This is a genomic window from Jatrophihabitans sp. (genome assembly GCA_036399055.1).
GTDB lineage: Bacteria > Actinomycetota > Actinomycetes > Mycobacteriales > Jatrophihabitantaceae > Jatrophihabitans_A.
The window spans coordinates 36250-54245 of sequence record DASWNX010000008.1; the positions used below are offsets into that span (position 1 = coordinate 36250).

The window sequence follows — 17996 nt, forward strand, 5'->3', positions numbered from 1 at the left end:
TGCAATGAATCACCAGTGCTTTGCCAACGATTCACCCAGCCCCTAACCCCGGGGCTAAGGCAACGTTCCCAGGTCATCACAACGAAGCGCAGAAGGGCATTCCATGGCATCTCGCTTGAGGCTTCTCCTTGGCCTCCTCCTAGTCATCCTCGGTCTCACCGCCACCTCCATGGCCCCGGCGTCGGCGATCACCGGCGGCGAGCCGGATGGCAACCGCCACCCCAACGTCGGGCTGATCCTGTTCTACAGCGAGGACGGCCGGTTCCGCTGCACGGCGACGCTGGTCACTCCCACCGTCCTGCTCACCGCCGGGCACTGCACTGAAGGCACCGTGGGCAAGACCCTGGTGGACTTCCGCTCGGTGGTCGCCTACCAGCCGCCGACCGGCTACCCGGTGGCAGCCAACCCCGACACCGGCTACACCCAGGCTGAGATCGAGGCCGCCGGCTTCCTCTCCGGCACCGCCTACACCCACCCGGACTACTCCGGCTTCACCGACCTGAACAACTGGAACGACGTCGGCGTGATCGTGCTCGACCGGCCGGTGACCACCATCGAGCCGGCCACCCTGGCCCCGCTGAACTACCTCGACGCCTACGCCCAGCCTCGGCTGAACCAGACCATCTTCACCTCGGTCGGCTACGGCACCGAGGTGCGCAAGCCGGCCTCGGGACCGCAGAAGCCCATCCCGGAGTCCTACCCGCTGATCCGGCGGGTCGCCTACCAGCCCGGGCAGAAGCTGACCAACCAGATCCTGCAGCTCAACGGCAACATGAACGACACCCGCGGGACCGGCGGCACCTGCTTCGGTGACTCCGGCGGCCCGACGTTCCTCAACGACTACGTCGTGGCGGTCACCAGCTACACCTACACCCAGAACTGCCGCTACCTCGGCGGTTACTCGCGGGTGGACATCGAGGTCGTCCAGGACTGGCTGGCCACCTTCGGGGTGTTCCCGGCAGAGGGCTGACCTCACTGATCCGCTAGCCCGGTCGACAGCCGGGGCCGGTCGCACATCGCGGCCGGCCCCGGCTTCGCCGTCCGGTGGGCGCCTGCGGTCGGGTCACGTATCCTTCTCACGGGCCGGCGCTGTCCCGCATGCACTCGAACTTCACAAGACAGGCTGGCGCATGGGCGACATCACCGGATTTCTCAAGCACGGGCGCGAACTGCCACGCCGCCGGCCGGTTGCGGTCCGCATCTCCGACTGGCACGAGGTCTACGAGCCGGCCGACGACGCGGTCACCCGAACCCAAGCCGGCCGCTGCATGGACTGCGGCATCCCGTTCTGCCACAACGGCTGCCCGCTGGGGAACCTGATTCCCGAGTGGAACGACCTGGTGTACCGCGACCGCTGGCACGAGGCCATCGACCGGCTGCACGCCACCAACAACTTCCCCGAGTTCACCGGACGGCTGTGCCCGGCGCCGTGTGAGGCGTCCTGCGTGCTGGGCATCAGCCAGGACCCGGTGACCATCGAGCAGGTCGAGAAAGAGATCATCGAGCGGGCCTGGGACAACGGCTGGGTGCGGCCGCTGCCGGCCAGCCGGCCGACCGGCAAGCGGGTGGCGGTGGTGGGCTCAGGCCCGGCCGGGCTGGCCGCCGCCCAGCAGCTGACCCGGGCCGGTCACCAGGTCAGCGTGCTCGAACGCGCCGACCGGATCGGCGGGCTGCTGCGCTACGGCATTCCTGAGTTCAAGATGGAGAAGCGGGTGATCGACCGGCGGATCGAGCAGATGCGGGCCGAGGGCACCGAGTTCCGGACCGGGGTCGACGTCGGAGTGGACATCTCCGTCGAGCAGTTGCGCGCCGGCTATGACGCGGTGCTGCTGGCCGGCGGGGCCACCGCCTGGCGCGACCTGCCGGTCCCGGGCCGTGAGTTGACCGGGGTCTACCAGGCGATGGAGTTCCTGCCGCTGGCCAACCGCGTCCAGCAAGGCGATTACGACACCGCGCCGGTCTCGGCAGCCGGCAAGCGCGTCGTGATCATCGGCGGCGGTGACACCGGCGCCGACTGCCTGGGCACCGCGCACCGGCAGGGCGCGGCCTCGGTGCACCAGTTCGAGATCATGGCCCGGCCGCCCGCGGCCCGGCCCGAGACCACCCCCTGGCCCACCTGGCCCCTGATGCTGCGGACCGCCTCAGCGCACGAAGAGGGCGGCGAGCGGGTCTTCGCGGTGAACACCGAGTGCTTCCTCGGCGACGAGCAGGGCAATGTGCGGGCGCTGCGGGCTCATCAGGTCGAGCTGGTGGACGGACGGTTCGAGAAGACGCCGGGCAGCGAGTTCGACCTGGAATGCGAGCTGGTGCTGCTGGCGATGGGCTTTCTCGGCCCGGAGCGCCACGAGCTGCTGGACGGCCTGGGCGTCGAGCTGACCGAGCGCGGCAACGTGGCCCGCGACGCCGAGTTCGCCACCAACGTGGAGGGTGTGTTCGTGGCCGGTGACATGGGCCGCGGCCAGAGCCTGATCGTGTGGGCGATCGCCGAGGGCCGCTCGGCCGCCGCGGGGGTGGACCGGTGGCTGACCGGGGAGTCGACGTTGCCGGCGCCGATCACCCCGAGCACCGCCGCCCAGCGCTGACCTGCCGCCGTCCGGCGCTGACCTGCCGCCGCCGAGCCCGCCGCTGATCTGGGCGGACACCAGGCTCGCAGTGCTGCGCTGGCCGCCGCCGGTCGGGCCGGCCCCATAGGATGCCCGCCATGACTGCTCAGTCCGACACCGAGAGCTGGCCTGCGGTTCTGACAGCCGAGGGACGGCCGCGCCGGGTCGGCATCATGGGCGGCACCTTCGACCCGATCCACCACGGACACCTGGTGGCGGCCAGCGAGGTCGCCGACCTGTTCGACCTCGACGAGGTGGTCTTCGTCCCCACCGGCCAGCCGTGGCAGAAGGTCGAGCGGGAGGTGAGCCCGGCCGAGCATCGCTACCTGATGACGGTGGTGGCCACCGCGTCCAACCCGAATTTCTGGGTGAGCCGGGTGGACATCGACCGCCCCGGCCTGACCTACACCGTCGACACGGTGGGCGACATCTCGGCCATCCGCCCCGGGGCCGAGCTGTTCTTCATCACCGGGGCGGACGCGCTGCAGGCGATCCTGTCCTGGAAGAAGGCCGACGAGCTGTTTCAGATGTGCCACCTGGTGGGCGTCACCAGACCCGGCTACCACCTGTCCGGGGACCACCTGCCACCGGACATCGTCACCTTGCTGGACGTGCCGGCGATGGCGATCTCGTCCTCGGCGGTCCGGCAACGGGTGCAGGCCGGACGGCCGGTCTGGTACCTGGTGCCTGACGGCGTCGTGCAGTACATCGCCAAGCACCAGCTGTACCGGCGCTGAGCGGGGACTGCGGACTGAAGCCGAGCGCCAGGACAGCGGCGCGGTCAGCCGCGGGCGTCCTCGCTCAGCCGGCAGGGCGGACCAGCCCGAAGCCGATCTCGTCGCTGTGACTGCCGTCGGGGTTGGGCAGCCTGCAGCCCATCCGCCCCTCTTCGGTGAATCCGGCGGACAGCGCCGCGCGGGCCGAGGCCACGTTGGCAGCCTTGCAGCCAAGCTCCAGCCGGACGGTCGGGGTCGTGCTGAACGCCCAGTCGGCCAGCAGCCGTAGCGCCCGGGCGGTGAAGCCACGCCCCCGGAACTCCGGAAGCACCCCGTACCCGAGAGCCACCACGTTCGGCGGCCCGGGCCGTCGCAGGCCGAGCACGCCGGCGCCCGCGCCGCTGGCGGCCTCGCAGATCAGCAGCAAGTTCTGGCTGCTCACCAACCGGTCGAGCGGGGCGCGGGCGGCCATGGCGCGCGCGCCGGCCTCGGGCATCGGCTTGTCGTATAACGCCCACTGCCGGGCGGCCTCGTTGTTGGCCTCGGCCAGCAGCACCGGCCAGTCGTCGGGGCCGCCCGGGCGCAGGGTGATCACGCCGTCGCTGAGCGGCTCGAGCTTGGGCCAGGACGGCTCGACCGGCTTGTCCGGGTCGCCGGCCGTCCGGGCGAAGACGGCGCCGTCGCGCAGCCCGTCGCCGCCTAGCCCGCCGCTGCGCAGGCTGGCCCGGCTGACCCCCTCGAAGGCGAAGCCGGCCCGCAGCGCCACCACGGCCGAGGCGGCGTTGGGCACCTCGCACCGGATCTGGATCCGCGCCAAGCCGTTGGCCAGCCCGAAACGGGTCAACGTCCGGGTGGCCTCGGTGGCGTAGCCCCGCCCCCAGTCGGCGGCGGCGATCCAGTAGCCGATCTCGGCGCTGGAGTCCGCGCCCACCGGCAGTTGCAGGGTGGCGCTGCCGACCAGCCGGCCACTGGCGTTCTCGGCGATCGCGCAGTCCAGCCGGGAGCCGGCCGCCCGCCCGGCTCGGGCATGTCCGGTGACGAAGGCGTGGGCGTCGGAGTCGGTGTAGGGCCAGGGCAGCGCCAGGTGCTGGTGCATCCGCTCGTCGGCCATCACCGCCCGGACCGCGGCGGCGTCTTCGGGTTGCCAGGGTCGCAGCGTCAGCCGCCCGGAGTGCAGCACCAGCCCGTCGAGCTCGACTCCGCTCCACCCGGCCATGGCGCCAGTTTGCCAGATCGGACCATTCGAATTTTCCGTCTAGCGAGGCCAAGTACCATGTGAGCGTGGTTCTCAACAAATTGCTGCGCGCGGGCGAAGGCAAGATCGTCCGGCGGCTGACGTCCATCGCTGATCATATCGACACCCTCGAAGGGGACTACGTCGATCTAACCGACGCTGAGCTACGCGCGTTGACCGATCAGTTCAGGGCTCGCTACGGCGAGGGGGAGACCCTCGACGAGTTGCTGCCCGAGGCGTTCGCGGTGGTCCGCGAGGCCGCCCGCCGCACCCTGGGCCAGTTCCACTACAAGGTTCAGCTGATGGGCGGCGCCGCGTTGCACCTGGGCAACATCGCCGAGATGAAGACCGGTGAGGGCAAGACGCTGGTCTCCACCCTGCCTGCTTATCTCAACGCGCTCTCCGGCGACGGCGTGCACGTGGTGACCACCAATGATTACCTCGCCTCCCGCGATGCCGACTGGATGGGCCGGGTGCACCGCTTCCTCGGGCTCTCGGTCGGCAAGATCCTGTCGAACATGACCCCGGAGGACCGCCGGGCCAGCTACGCCTGCGACATCACCTACGGGACCAACAACGAGTTCGGCTTCGACTACCTGCGCGACAACATGGCCTGGTCCCTGGATGACCTGGTGCAGCGCGGCCACAACTTCGCGGTGGTGGACGAGGTCGACTCGATCCTCATCGACGAGGCCCGGACGCCGCTGATCATCTCCGGCCCGGCCGATGAGAACCAGCGCTGGTACCCCGAGTTCGCGCGGCTGGCCCCCCGGATGAAGAAGGACGAGCACTACGAGGTCGAAGAGGGCAAGCGGACCATCGCGGTCACCGAGGCCGGCGTCGAGTTCGTCGAGGACCAGCTGGGCATCGACAACCTCTACGAGGCAGCCAACACGCCGCTGGTGGGCTACCTCAACAACGCCCTGAAGGCCAAGGAGCTCTACAAGCGCGACCGCGACTACATCGTCCGCGAGGGCGAGGTGCTGATCGTCGACGAGTTCACCGGACGGGTGCTGGCCGGCCGGCGCTACAACGAGGGCATGCACCAGGCCATCGAGGCCAAGGAAGGCGTGCAGATCCAGCAGGAGAACCAGACGCTGGCGACCATCACGCTGCAGAACTACTTCCGGCTGTACTCCAAGCTCTCCGGCATGACCGGCACCGCCCAGACCGAAGCGGCCGAGCTGCACCAGATCTACAAGCTGGGCGTGGTGCCGATTCCCACCAACCGGCCGATGATCCGCAGGGACGACACCGACCTCATCTACAAGACCGAGGACGCCAAGTTCGCCGCGGTGGTAGATGACATCGCCGAACGGCACGAGAAGGGCCAACCGGTCCTGGTCGGCACCGCGAGCGTGGCCAAGTCCGAGATCCTGGCGAACCTGCTGTTGCGCCGCGGCGTTCCGCACGAGGTGCTCAACGCCAAGCAGCACGATCGTGAAGCCGCGATCGTGGCGATGGCCGGGCGCAAGGGGGCGGTCACCGTCGCCACCAACATGGCCGGGCGTGGCACCGACATCATGCTCGGCGGCAACCCGGAGTTCGCCGCCGACAGCGAGCTGCGAGAGCTGGGGCTCAGCCCTGCCGAGACTCCGGAGGAGTACGAGGCGGCCTGGCCGGCGGCGCTGGCCAAGGCGATGGAGCGCAACGCCCGCGAGCACGACGACGTCGTCGAACTCGGCGGGCTCTACGTCCTGGGCACCGAGCGGCATGAGTCCCGCCGAATCGACAACCAGCTGCGCGGCCGGTCGGGCCGGCAGGGCGACCCGGGGCTGTCCCGGTTCTACCTCTCGCTGGGCGATGACCTGATGGTGCGCTTCAACGGCGACCGGATCGCCACCATCATGAACTTCCTTCGCCTTCCCGAAGACACCCCGATCGAGAACAAGCAGGTCTCCAAGGCCATCCAGTCCGCTCAGACCCAGGTCGAGCAGCAGAACTTCGAGATCCGCAAGAACGTCCTCAAGTACGACGAGGTGATGAACAAGCAGCGCACGGTGATCTATGACGAGCGCCGGCAGGTGCTCTCAGGAGCCGATCTGACTGATCAGATCCGGCCGATGATCACCTCGGTGGTGACCTCATATGTCATGGGCGCGACCTCGTCGGGCTATCCGGAGGAGTGGGACCTCGAGCAGCTGTGGGTCGCGCTGAAGACGCTGTACCCGATCTCCCTGACTCCGGACGAGGCGATCAAGACCGCCGGCGGCGAGCGCAACGACCTGACCCGGGAGTTCCTGGTCGAGGAGATCGTCGCCGACGCCCAGGCCGCCTACGACCAGCGCGAGGCCGAGCTCGGCGCCGAGGTCACCCGTGAGCTCGAGCGGCGGGTGCTGCTGTCGGTGCTGGACCGCAAGTGGCGTGAGCACCTGTACGAGATGGACTACCTGCAGGAAGGCATCGGCCTGCGGGCGATGGCCCAGCGAGACCCCCTGGTGGAATACCAGAAGGAGGGTTTCGACATGTTCCGGGCCATGATGGACGCGATCCAGGAAGAGTCCGTCGGGTTCCTGTTCAACCTCGAGGTGCAGGTCGAGAGCGAGTCGCCGCCGGCCGAGGAGCCGGTGGCCGCCAGCCAGGCGCCGGCCGAACTCGACGCCGAACGGGTGCTGACCGCCTTGGCGACCCAGCCGGAGGCAGAGGATCACCCGCAGATCTCAGCCAAGGGACTGGGCCGGCCCCGCGCCGAGACTGCCCCGCTGACCTACAGCGCTCCGGCGTTGGGGTCAGAGACCCCCGAGGTGCGCACCGAAGGCGGCGCTCAGCCCGCGGCCGGCAACCGGGCCGGGGCGGCCAAGCAGCGGCGTGCCAACCCCAACAAGGGAAGCCGGGGCAACAAGCGCAAGCGTTGAGCCGCGCCGAGCGGCGGAGGAACACCCCCGTTTAAGCCTTCCTTCCGCCGCCCGGCTCAGCCGATCTGCAGGCGGACGCACCGCCATCGGCCGTCCAATCCCTCCAGGCGCAATGCCAGCGCCCGGAAGCGGTCGCCCACCCGCAGCACCGCGGCCACCTCGGCCACCCCGTCCGCGGGCTCGCTGATGTGCACCGAGTGCAGCGTGGCCGGCCGATGCGCGCTGCCCAGCCGGCTGATCCGTCCGGCGTCGCGGGCCAGGCCGGCCTGCACCGTCGGACTGGTGTGGTGGCGCAGCTGGGACGCCGAGCGGCGACCGGTGGCGGTCTCGATGACACCGATCACCAGCCGCCTGGCGAAGGCAGCCGGCTCGGGCAGCTCGTGACGGCCGGTGGGCCTGACCGCGAACGGGTCCGGCGCGGCCCGCAGCCGCATCGCCGACGGCGCGTTCGGGCCCATGGCGTCGAAGGGCAGCGGTTGATCCAGCGGCCCGACCAGGCTCAGGCGCCGTGCGGCCAGCTCGTCGTCGAAGGGCGGTTCGCGGCGCGGCGCGGGACGCGCTTGGAATCGGCGCGCGATCGCTGGCCCGCTGCCCTCTCGGCCGGACTGGACCGGCGCCGCCGACATCGTCATGCGCCCGCGCCCTGGGACGCCTGGCGCGGCGCGAGCAGCTCGACGCCCGGTCGGAGCAGGTTGGGATTGGCGCCGATCAGCTTCCGGTTCGCGGCGTGCCAGCGAGGCCATTCGGCCTGAATCCGGGCCGCCGACGAGCCCGGGCCCAGCCGGTGAGCGGCGATCGACCACAGTGAGTCGCCCGGACGCACTAGCACGCGGTCCTCAGTGCCACGCGATCGAGGCCGGACCGGCTCCGGCGCGGCGGGAGTGAGCCGGTCACCTGACGCCGGGTCGGCAGGTTTGGCAGGGCCGCCGGGGTCGGTGGGGTCGGCGGGGTCGGTGGAGCCAGCGGGGTCGGTGGAGCCAGCGGGGTCGGTGGGCCACCCGAGCGCCGGCATGGATGGCGGCGCGGTGGGCTTGCCGCTCTGCGGCTGACCCGGCCGGTCCATCGGCAGGCCCAAGGCGGTCGCGGGGCCGGTCGGACCTGCCGGGGCGCCGATCGGCGCAGGGGCGCTGCCTGCGACCGGCTGGGCGAAGGCGACAGCCGGGCTGATCAGGATCGACGTGCCGGCTGCTGCCCCGACGACTCGCCGCAGCACCGCAGGCGTCACCCGCTCAGCCACCGCGAGAGCGAGTAGGCCGACACGCCCTGGCGCCAGGGCCACTGCTGTGACGCTCAGGGCGAATGCGGCCCAGAGCGCGACCAGCCACAGCAGTGAGCCGGCGAGGGCTGCGGCGGCAGTGTCCGGCCCCACCTCAGCCACCCACGCGTGAGGAGAACGAAGGCCCTCTCTCAAGCGAGCAGGTTGACCCGCGCACCCGAGGAGCACCGATCCGATGCCCAGCAGGGTGACGCACATCGCGCCCCGCCGTACGTTAACCATGCGCTTCCCTTCGTTTGCATCCATTTACATGGATACGCGATGGGAAGAGGTTGGTCAAAGGGGTGTGGATAACCGGGCAGCCTGTGAGGGCCTCTCGTGGTCGCGATCCGCGGGCCGGACGAGCTTGGGCAGCACACCGCACCGCCGGCGGAGCGCAGCTCACCAGGGCAGCCCCAGGGCGGCGACCCTGCATTGCCTCACCGGTCGCGCCATCGGTGAAGTGCTCGGCGTGGCGTTGGCCACCTGGTGGGGGTGGGGCGACCGGTCATCGATCGCGCTGGCGGTCGTGCGCGCCTTGCGCCACCGCCGGTGGCGCCGGACGATGGCACGCCGATCCTGTGGTGCGTGTTCAGGACGGCGTGTTCAGGAAGGCAGGTAATTCGCGTCGATCCGCACGTAGGGCGAGGTCGTCACCAGAGCCAAGTTGCTGCCACTCGTTTGTTGAACCGAGACGGAGAAGGTCTGAGAACCGTTGAACACCGCGGAACCGGAGAGCTTCAAAGTCCGTAGGCCGGCCGCGCCGTCAATCTCGGCGATGTCGATGACATTGCCTGCCGCGCTGAGGCGCGCTAGACGCCGGCCTGTGGCATTAGCGACGAAGGTGATGGTGGCGGTGATGAGCCAGCGGCCAGGTCGGGGCTTGAACAGCCCAGTGGCCGGGTCGTAATCGCACCTGCGCATCACCGGTGTTCCCCAGGCAGTCACTGCGGTGCTTGTCGTCGTGGGTATCGACTGTGCGACCACGCCGGTAGCGGACGCGTAGCCGCCTATCCCGTCCCGGACGCTGCCGGTGATCATCGTGCCCTCGAACACCTCGATGACCTTGAGCGCGTCGTATCCGCCATCGATGCTCGCGCCATTCGAGCCAGCTCGCCAGAGAACCTTCGGTGGGTAGGCCACGGGTCGTTCCCAGCGGCATTTGCTGTAGGTGTTGTTGAACCCTGCGTCGTCAACAAGGTAGAAGCAGACGCCGTTGTCCTCGATTGAGGTGTTCAGAAAGGTGTTGGAGTTGGGTGGGCCCGCAGGGCCGCTAGCCGCAGCCGCCATCCAGATCTGACGAGCGTTCGGGTCGAGCTCGACTGCTCCCTTCACGCCGACTGCGTGTTGCATGCGTCCGCCGAGGAAGAGGTTCTGGTTCACCCACCCAGTTCCTTCAGGCTGCAACTTCACCTGATTGTGATTGCACCACAGCGTGCCCACATTGATCGTGTTGTATGCGAATCCGCCGTTGTGGCCCGATGCGAGAAATCCCGTCTCAAAATCCTGCGTGAGAGGCAGATCAATCACGCAGTTGTTGAGGTTGACGGCTTTGACACCTACCGACGATCCATCCCAGCCCGTGGTTCGGGCTGCGTTTATGACACGTGGAACGCTGAACACCTTGCGCGCGACCGTCCCGTCCGGGGATCCAAGTGCAACGGCTGTGCCGACACCGTGGTACTGGAGGGTGGATTGACCTCCATCCACCTGACACATGAACGTCACGGTGCCGGTGGTGCGGTAGGCGCCTGCAGGGATGAAGAGCGTGGCGTTTTCGTCGACAGCGAGCGCCGCCGCCGCCGCGTCGTTGAGGGCGCTGGTGTCGTCGGTCAGCCCGTCGCCTACTGCGCCGTAGTCCTTGGCATTGATTGCGTACATCGCGTGTCCCTTGGTTGTGGCTTCCGGAGTCGCTGGACAGCCCGTGTCCTGATGAGAACCGCGCTCCATCCCGGGCTTGGCCAGCGTGGGTCAGCCTGACGCATCTGACCCACAGTCGCTCGCGCGCACGCAATGTGCGTGCGTCGTCGTTGGGGAGCCGCTTGCAAACGCGTTTGTCGGTGATCACGACCTTCGGAGGACAGCGGTACTTCGCTCTCGCGTTCGACGGTGGCGTGGCCGTACTGGCCGGCAATCAGGAGGTGCCCGGGAGTCGGCCAGCGACAGCATGTGTGGGTCAACCGGGCCAGCCCGTATGGGTCTCGTGGTCGCCAGTCCCCGTCGTGGCAGCGGGCTAAGATACCCCCTAGGGGTATTTGACAAGCGCGAGGATGGCGGCGTATACCTGTCAACGGGCGCGGTCCAGACATCGCGACAAGCGCCCGGCTTGACCTGGCCCGCGCGGGACTGGGTCGAGACTTCTACGTCAAGTGGAGAGGCAGATGATCGACAACACGGAGCACGGCCATCACCAGAGGGCCGTTTCGGTGACTCCGCCAGAGCCTGGGCAGCACACCGCACCCGCTAGCGCAGGGCAGCTCACCAGGGTGGCGATCTCGGCGACCCTGCATTGCCTCACCGGTTGCGCCATCGGTGAAGTGCTCGGCATGGCGTTGGCGACCTGGTGGGGGTGGGGCGACGGGTCATCGATCGCGCTGGCGGTCGTGCTCGCGTTCGCCTTCGGTTACGGGCTGACGATCAGCGCCCTGCTGCGTGCGGGGCTGTCACCGCGTCAGGCGGTCGGCGTCGCGTTTGCCGCCGACACCCTCTCCATTCTGACGATGGAGGTCATCGACAACGCCGTGATGCTCACGGTGCCCGGCGCGATGGAGGCCGGGCTGGCCAGCCTGCTGTTCTGGGGCAGCCTGGCGGCGTCGCTGGCGGTGGCGTTCGTGGTGACGGTCCCGGTGAACCGGGCCCTCATCGCCCGGGGCAAGGGTCACGCGGTGGTGCACGCCTTGCACCACCACTGACCCGCTGGCCGTCGCGACCGAACGACCGGCCGGCCGTCGCGTACGACCGGCCGGCTGTCGCGCCGAGCCGGGGTAGGGGCACAATTCGGCGCGCTTGGCTGTCACACGCGGCGCCGCTGGCCGCCTACTGGAGGGATGAGCGCATGCGCTGGGATGACCTGTTCGCCGACCTCGAAGCGCAGAACCAGGCGTTACTGCTGGCTGAGCGCGATGCCGAGGTCGCGGAGCTGACCCGGCTTGAGACCTCCCGACTTCGACTGGCGGGCCGGTTACGACCCGCGTTGGGCGCAGCGGTCCGGATCCGCTGCCAGGGTGGGTTGTCACTGGCTGGGCGGCTCAGCGCGGTCGGCGCGGGCTGGCTGCTGCTCGACGAGGGAGCCGGCCGCGAGGCCTTGCTGGCCGTCGCGGCGATCACGTCGGTGGCCGGCCTGGGGCGACTGTCGGGCGCGCCCGGCTCGGCGCTGGACGAAGGCCTGGGTATCGGGCACGCACTGCGGGGCGTGGCCCGGGACAGGTCGGTGCTGCGGGCCTGCCTGACCGATTCCACCGTGCTGGACGGCACGTTGGACCGGGTCGGGTCCGATTTCGTCGACTTCGCCGTGCACGCCGCCGGTGAGCCGCGGCGGCGTGAGGACGTGCGTGAGGTGCTGGTGCTGCCGATCAGCGCGCTGGCCGCGCTGCGGCGCGACAGCTGAGTTGGCCGCGCTGGCCGCGTTGCGGCGCGACCACTGAGCTGTCAGGCAGAGGCGCGCCCCGCTGCCGCGGTTGGCGCGCCGGTCAGTCCGCGGTCGAGTCGATGAAGGGGTGCTCGGCCACGAACTGCTTGGTCTGGTCGTACATGCGTGAGATGTAGGACTCCAACTGCTCGCGCTCGACTCGCCACTGACCGCGGCCGCCGATCTTGATAGCCGCGAGGTCGCCCGAACGGACCAAGGCATAGGTCTGCGAGGCCGAGATATTGAGCACCTCAGCAACGTCGCTAAGGGTCAGAAACCGGGTTTGCGTCATCGTTGGCATCAGCTCCCTCGTGCGTCGTCCAAGCCGACGATATCGAAGGCAAACCCGTCGGCCCGCAAGCCAGTGTGGCATCTACGGACCGGCTGGCGGTCAGATTGTCCACAGGATTCACCTGGTCACGCCGATGTCCCGCCCTCGCTCATGCAAGATGTAGCGCTATGACCGATACGTCACTGCCACCTTCCGATCCAGCGTCACCGGTGCCCCGCCGGCTCACCAGGCCACGCTGGCTGGACGCTCGGCTCGTCGGTGGCATCGTGCTGGTGCTGGTCGCGGTGTTGCTCGGCGCGGCGGTGGTGTCCTCAGCAGACCGGCGCCAACCGGTCTGGTCGCTGAGTCACGACATCGCGGCCGGCACGGTGCTGACCGGAGCCGACCTCCGCCCGGTCCGGGTGCAGCTCGGCGCCTCCGCGTCCCGGTATCTGGCCGCCGACGTCGCGGTCGCCGGACGCACTGTGCGCCGCTCGTTGCGTGCTGGTGAGCTGCTGGCAGCGGCCGAGGTGACCGCTCCCGAGGAAGGCGTCACGGTGAGCATCCCGATGCAGCCGGAGAACGCGCCGGAGATCAGCCGCGGTGACCGGATCACCTTGTGGCTCAGCACCAAGACCTGTCGCGGGATGGTCCTGCTCAGCGGCGTGGCGGTGCAGAGCGTCGACGAGGTGATCGGTTCAGCCTTCGGCTCGCGGACCGGCTCGCTGCTGGTGGTCCGGGTCTCGGCCGCGGACGCCAAGCGGGTCGTGTCGTCGCTGGACCTGGAAGGCGCGGTGTTGCGGGCCGGCGTGTTGTCGGCTGCCGAGCAACCTGAGCCGCAGGCGGAGACGCTGGACAGTTGCGTGGGCGACGCCCGGTGACCATCGCGGTGGCCAGCGCTGCTGACGGCGCTCCGTGGGAAGCGGCTCTGCTCGCCGAATTGGGTCGAGGCCGTGGCGAGGAGGGCATCACGGTGGTCCGGCGGTGCGTCGACCTCGTGGAACTGCTGGCAGTGGCAGGCTCGGGTCAGGCCGCCGCCGCTCTGGTCGACGCGCAATTGCGGCGGCTGGACGCCGACGCCGTCGACCGGTTGGTGGCAGGCACGGTGGCGGTGGTGGGGGTCACCGCGCCAGGCGCCGAGGCCGATATCGAGCGGTTGCAGGACGCCGGCATCAGATTCTTCGTGCCCTCCGATGCCGCCGCCGCCGTGTTCGCGGCGGTCATCGCGGCCGCGGTCGCTGACCGGTCGGCGCCGCGCCAGTCCGACAACGACTTCTCAGACCCGGCGTTCGCGACCGGCTCCGTCGGCGAAGATTCCCAGCGCACATCGTCCGGCCCGGTTTCGTCCGGCCCGGCTTCGTCGGGTCCGGCTTCGGCCCCGCCCGCGGGCGGGGCTGCCCCGGCCGCGGGAGCCCTGGCTGACCCGACGTCCCGGCCGGGCAGGGTGATCGCGGTCTGGGGGCCCACCGGCGCTCCGGGTCGTAGCACGACGGCCGTCACGCTGGCCGATGAGCTGGCCCGGCTTGCTCAACGTTCGTTGCTGATCGACGCCGATGTCTATGGCGGCGTCGCTGCTGCGATGTTCGGCCTGCTCGATGAGTCTCCCGGTCTGGTGGCCGCGTGCAGGCAAGCCCAGTCCCGCCGATTGGACGTCCAGGGGCTGGCGGGGTTGTGCTGGCAGGTCAGCGCCGGGCTGCGGGTGTTGACCGGGATCTCCCGGGCCGACCGCTGGCCCGAGCTGCGCAGCCCAGCGCTGCGCAGCGTGTTGACAGTGGCCAGGGCACTGGCCGAGTACACGGTGGTCGACGTCGGTTTCGCCTTGGAGACCGATGAAGAGTTGAGCTTCGACTCCCTTGCCCCACGGCGTAACGGGGCGACGCTGGCGGTCCTGGAGGAGGCGGATCTGATCCTGGCGGTCGGCTCGGCGGATCCGATCGGCATCCAGCGGCTGGTCCGCGGCCTGGGGGAGCTGCGGGCTGCCGCCATCGACACTCCGGTCTGGATCGTGCTCAACCGAGTGCGCCGCAGCGCGGTCCCGGGCAACCTGGAGGCCGAGCTCAACACGGCGTTGCAGCGCTTCGTGGGGCAGAGCTGGGCGGCACTGCTGCCCTATGACCTGGCCGGCCTGGACCAGGCGGTGATCGCGGGTCAGACGCTGGCCGAGGCGGCGCCTGCCAGCCTGCTGCGGTTAGCGGTCGCCGAACTCGCCCAGACCCTCTGCGGCGCCGCGGCGCCACGGCGGAGAAGGCGTCGCAAGTAGCGTGTACCTGCGGGCTTGCCGGGCTCACCGTCCGCCGGGCCGCGACACTGACATCTGGCGCTGGCCAGTGAAGGAGCTCTCGCGCATGGCAGACAGGCTGAACCCGCTCGACGTGTCCTTCCTCTACCTGGAAGGGCGCACGACCCCGATGCACGTGGGCGGCCTGGCGGTGTTCGAGCCGCCGTCCGAGGGCTTTGACTACGACACCTTCGTGAGCCTGATCGAGCGCCGGATATCCCTGGTGCCCCGCTACCGGCAGAAGGTCAGAGGGGTCCCAGGCCATCTGGCGAACCCGGTCTGGGTGGATGACGGTGCCTTCGACCTCGGCTATCACGTCCGGCGATCGGCGCTGCCGCGGCCGGGCTCGGACGAGCAGCTGCGAGAGCTCGTCGCCCGGGTGCAGTCGCGAGCGCTGGACCGCAACCGTCCGCTGTGGGAGATGTATCTGGTCGAGGGGCTGGCCGGCGGACGCTTCGCCATGATCCAGAAGACCCACCACGCGATGGTCGACGGCATCGAGGCGGTGGACATCGGTCAGGTGATCTTGGACACCACGCCGGTGCCACGCGAGATTCCCGAAGACCTGTGGATGCCTCGTCCGGAGCCGGGTTCGGCCGACCTGGTCATCGGCGCGGTGGCCGACCTTATCCGGCGTCCCACGGCGGTGGCCGACACCGTGCGGATCGGCATGGCAGACGCCCGCAACGTGGCCTCGCAGGTCTCGGCTGCGGTCACCGGCGTGCTGTCGGCCGCCCGGGTCGTGGCACGGCCTGCGCCGGTCTCCGCGCTCAACAGCGTGATCGGCTCGCAACGCCGCTTTGCCGTGGCCAGGACGGAGCTTGAGGACTACCGCAAGGTGCGCAAGCACCGAGGTGGCACGGTCAACGACGTGGTGTTGGCGACCGTGACCGGCGCCATCAGGGGATGGATGCTGTCGCGCGGGGAACCTGTGACGCCCTCGACGACGGTCCGGGCTATGGTGCCGGTCAGCATCCGCGGCGACGAGGATTCCGAGCAGGCCGGCAACCGGGTCTCCTCCTATCTGGTCGACCTGCCGGTCGGTGAGCCCAATCCGATGATCCGGTTGAGCCAGGTCGGCTATGCGATGAAGGCCCACAAGGAGTCTGGCCAGTCGGTGGGCGCCGAAGCGCTGGCGGCGCTGTCGGGCTTCGCGCCGCCGACCTTGCACGCCCTCGGCGCCCGGGCAGCCGCCAGCTTCACCCGGCGGTTGTTCAACGTGGTGGTCACCAACGTGCCCGGACCGCAGTTTCCGCTGTACGCCTCTGGAGCGAGGATGTTGGAGATGTTCCCGGTCATACCGTTGGCCGCCGGACAGGCCGTCTCCATCGGCTTGACCTCCTATGACGGCGGTGTGTTCTTCGGCCTCAACGCCGATCGGGACGCGATGCACGACGTCGAGGTGCTCGGCTCCTTGATCGAGGAGTCGCTGGCTGAGCTGGTCGCCGCGTCCAGCGGCGCGCGCCGCCGCTGAGACGCTGCGGTCAGGGCGACCCCGCTGGCTTCTCGAGCAGGCTACGCATAAACCCAGGAGGTATGACATACCTTTCCTAAGACAGGCTTGACTCATCGCCGACCTCTCGGGAAGGACCAGACACGTGGCCGACAAGCCCAAGCCGGTCCGCCGGGCGTTCGTCTTCGGCGGCGGTGGCGTGCTCGGGTTCGCCTGGATGGCGGGAACGCTGACCGCCCTCCAACACGAGTGGGGAATCGAACCGGCCCCGGATGACCTGCTGGTCGGCACCTCGGCGGGCGCGGTCGTGTCCGGGCTGCTCGGCTGTGGTCTGGACATCGACAGGATCCGCCGGCATCAGATCGGTATGCCGTTGCCGCAGGACCCGCCGATCCAATGGAATTACGACTCCGACACCGGTGGCAGCCGACCGCCTCGCCCGGTGTGGTGGCCGGGCTCGCCACGCCTGGTGTGGGACGGCATCCGGCGGCCGGCCAGCGTCTCGCCGGTGCTGGCGCTGTCGGGCCTGCTGCCGAAAGGACGTGCCAGCCTGCTGCCCATCCACCGGATGCTCGACAACGTGGTCGCCGAAACCCTTGGGCCCGAGAACTGGCCGCAACGGACCTGGATCATCGCCGTCGATTACTCCACCGGGCGTCGGACGGTGTTCGGCCACGATGACGAACCAGCCGTCGGGCTCGCCGACGCGGTCTGCGCCTCGTGCGCGATACCGGCCTGGTACACGCCGATGCAGATCAACTCGCGCGCCTACATCGATGGCGGGGCCGCGTCCAACGCCTCGGTCGACCTGCTTGCCGGTCAGGACCTGGATGAGGTGTACGTGCTGGCGCCGATGGCAGCCGTGGAGCCGGACAGCCCGCGCTCGCCGGTGGCAAGGATCGAACGGCGGGTGCGGAGCTCGATCACCCGAGGCATCAACCACGACATCGCCGTCCTGAGGCAGGCGGGCACTCAGGTCACGCTGCTCACTCCCGGACCGGAGGATCTGACAGTCATGGGCGCCAATCTGATGAACCCGCGCCGCCGGACGGTTGTGCTGCACACCGCGATGCGGACGTCGGCCAGGCACCTTCGTGACCAGCGACGTCGGCACGGCACGGTCCAGAGAGCGGGCACCGCATGAGGGTCTACCTGCCGGCCACCTCGACGGCGTTGGCCGGCCTGAGCAGTTCCGGCGTGCTGGGTCCCGCGCCGTTGACAGGCTTCGCCGTGACCGCGGGCCTGCGTGAGCACTACCTCGATGATGACATCGAGGCTTTGGAGTACGCCGCTTCCGCGGAGGCTGCCAGGGCAGCGCTGCGGCTGATCGCGTCAGACCCGGCAGCCGCCAAACGCCGACTCGTGATCTCAGCGGACGTCCCCGACGCCTCGGTCTCGGTACGTGACGACCTGGACCGAGGGGTAGTGCGCGTAGCTGTGGAGATCCCGCTGGCCTGGTGCGCCTCGGTGCATGCCGATGACGCCGAGGCCGAGGCGACGGTGGCCGCTGCCGCCGAGCAGATCGACGCCGCGGACCTGGGTGACCCGGCGGCTGAAGAGACGGTCGACGACGCCGAGGGCTTCGAGCTCTCCTGGTACGCGACACAGGAGATCGGGGACCTGCTGTCCGAGCTGGGCTAGCCGCGGGCACCTCACCGCGGTTGGCGAGCCGCCCTTCGTCCTGCTCGTCATCTGCCGTCCCG

16 protein-coding genes are annotated in these 17996 nt (G+C 69.6%); 11 read left to right on the plus strand and 5 right to left on the minus strand.

Translation table 11 applies throughout. The features are described from left to right. The first annotated feature begins 169 nt into the window (after window positions 1-169). The 3 genes from VGB75_02570 (at window position 170) to nadD (ending at window position 3340) form a co-directional block, all read left to right on the plus strand. A complete protein-coding gene (locus VGB75_02570) occupies window positions 170-970 on the plus strand; it encodes a trypsin-like serine protease (protein ID HEY0165902.1) in 801 nt (266 codons plus the stop codon). A gap of 160 nt (window positions 971-1130) precedes the next feature. Next, window positions 1131-2582 carry a glutamate synthase subunit beta gene (locus tag VGB75_02575; protein ID HEY0165903.1) on the plus strand — a complete coding sequence of 484 codons (1452 nt, stop codon included), beginning with the start codon at window positions 1131-1133 and terminating at the stop codon, window positions 2580-2582. Window positions 2583-2701: 119 nt separating this feature from the next. Beyond that, window positions 2702-3340: a nicotinate-nucleotide adenylyltransferase gene (gene nadD, locus VGB75_02580; GenBank protein HEY0165904.1), complete on the plus strand. Its 639-nt coding sequence runs from the start codon at window positions 2702-2704 to the stop codon at window positions 3338-3340. Window positions 3341-3404: 64 nt separating this feature from the next. On the opposite strand, the gene VGB75_02585 is transcribed toward nadD, so the two are convergent. Then, the gene (locus tag VGB75_02585; GenBank protein ID HEY0165905.1) at window positions 3405-4535 is read right to left on the minus strand and encodes a GNAT family N-acetyltransferase; all 1131 of its coding nucleotides are present in this window, start codon (window positions 4533-4535) and stop codon (window positions 3405-3407) included. A gap of 65 nt (window positions 4536-4600) precedes the next feature. On the opposite strand from VGB75_02585, the gene secA reads away from it, so the two are divergent. Next, the gene (gene secA, locus VGB75_02590; GenBank protein HEY0165906.1) at window positions 4601-7408 is read left to right on the plus strand and encodes a preprotein translocase subunit SecA; all 2808 of its coding nucleotides are present in this window, start codon (window positions 4601-4603) and stop codon (window positions 7406-7408) included. 56 nt (window positions 7409-7464) lie between these two features. Here the strand turns inward: secA and VGB75_02595 are convergent, their stop codons facing one another. The 3 genes from VGB75_02595 to VGB75_02605 all read right to left on the minus strand — a co-directional run bounded on the left by VGB75_02595 (window position 7465) and on the right by VGB75_02605 (window position 10544). After that, the gene (locus tag VGB75_02595; protein ID HEY0165907.1) at window positions 7465-8040 is read right to left on the minus strand and encodes an Rv3235 family protein; all 576 of its coding nucleotides are present in this window, start codon (window positions 8038-8040) and stop codon (window positions 7465-7467) included. After that, window positions 8037-8786 carry a hypothetical protein gene (locus VGB75_02600; protein ID HEY0165908.1) on the minus strand — a complete coding sequence of 250 codons (750 nt, stop codon included), beginning with the start codon at window positions 8784-8786 and terminating at the stop codon, window positions 8037-8039. The genes VGB75_02595 and VGB75_02600 overlap by 4 nt, the downstream gene beginning before the upstream one ends. A 483-nt stretch (window positions 8787-9269) precedes the next feature. Then, window positions 9270-10544 (minus strand): glycosyl hydrolase family 28-related protein, encoded by a 1275-nt coding sequence (locus VGB75_02605; protein HEY0165909.1) that lies wholly within the window; start codon window positions 10542-10544, stop codon window positions 9270-9272. Window positions 10545-11044: 500 nt separating this feature from the next. Between VGB75_02605 and VGB75_02610 the strand changes: the two genes are divergently transcribed. Continuing rightward, a complete protein-coding gene (locus tag VGB75_02610; protein HEY0165910.1) occupies window positions 11045-11575 on the plus strand; it encodes a DUF4396 domain-containing protein in 531 nt (176 codons plus the stop codon). A 143-nt stretch (window positions 11576-11718) separates the two neighbouring features. Next, window positions 11719-12270, plus strand: a complete 552-nt coding sequence (locus VGB75_02615; GenBank protein HEY0165911.1) for a hypothetical protein — start codon at window positions 11719-11721, stop codon at window positions 12268-12270. A gap of 82 nt (window positions 12271-12352) precedes the next feature. Here VGB75_02615 and VGB75_02620 read toward each other — a convergent pair whose 3' ends face one another. Next, complete coding sequence (locus VGB75_02620; protein ID HEY0165912.1) at window positions 12353-12583, minus strand: helix-turn-helix domain-containing protein; 231 nt, start codon at window positions 12581-12583, stop codon at window positions 12353-12355. A gap of 167 nt (window positions 12584-12750) precedes the next feature. Between VGB75_02620 and VGB75_02625 the strand changes: the two genes are divergently transcribed. The 5 genes from VGB75_02625 to VGB75_02645 all read left to right on the plus strand — a co-directional run bounded on the left by VGB75_02625 (window position 12751) and on the right by VGB75_02645 (window position 17934). After that, window positions 12751-13443 (plus strand): SAF domain-containing protein, encoded by a 693-nt coding sequence (locus VGB75_02625; protein ID HEY0165913.1) that lies wholly within the window; start codon window positions 12751-12753, stop codon window positions 13441-13443. Next, a complete protein-coding gene (locus VGB75_02630) occupies window positions 13440-14822 on the plus strand; it encodes a hypothetical protein (GenBank protein HEY0165914.1) in 1383 nt (460 codons plus the stop codon). The genes VGB75_02625 and VGB75_02630 overlap by 4 nt, the downstream gene beginning before the upstream one ends. An 85-nt stretch (window positions 14823-14907) precedes the next feature. Continuing rightward, window positions 14908-16314: a wax ester/triacylglycerol synthase family O-acyltransferase gene (locus tag VGB75_02635; protein ID HEY0165915.1), complete on the plus strand. Its 1407-nt coding sequence runs from the start codon at window positions 14908-14910 to the stop codon at window positions 16312-16314. Window positions 16315-16438: 124 nt separating this feature from the next. Then, window positions 16439-17437, plus strand: a complete 999-nt coding sequence (locus tag VGB75_02640) for a patatin-like phospholipase family protein (protein HEY0165916.1) — start codon at window positions 16439-16441, stop codon at window positions 17435-17437. Further along, entirely contained in the window at window positions 17434-17934 is a 501-nt protein-coding gene (locus VGB75_02645; protein HEY0165917.1) for a hypothetical protein, read from the plus strand. Before VGB75_02640 ends, VGB75_02645 begins: the two co-directional genes overlap by 4 nt. The last annotated feature ends 62 nt before the right edge of the window (window positions 17935-17996 follow it).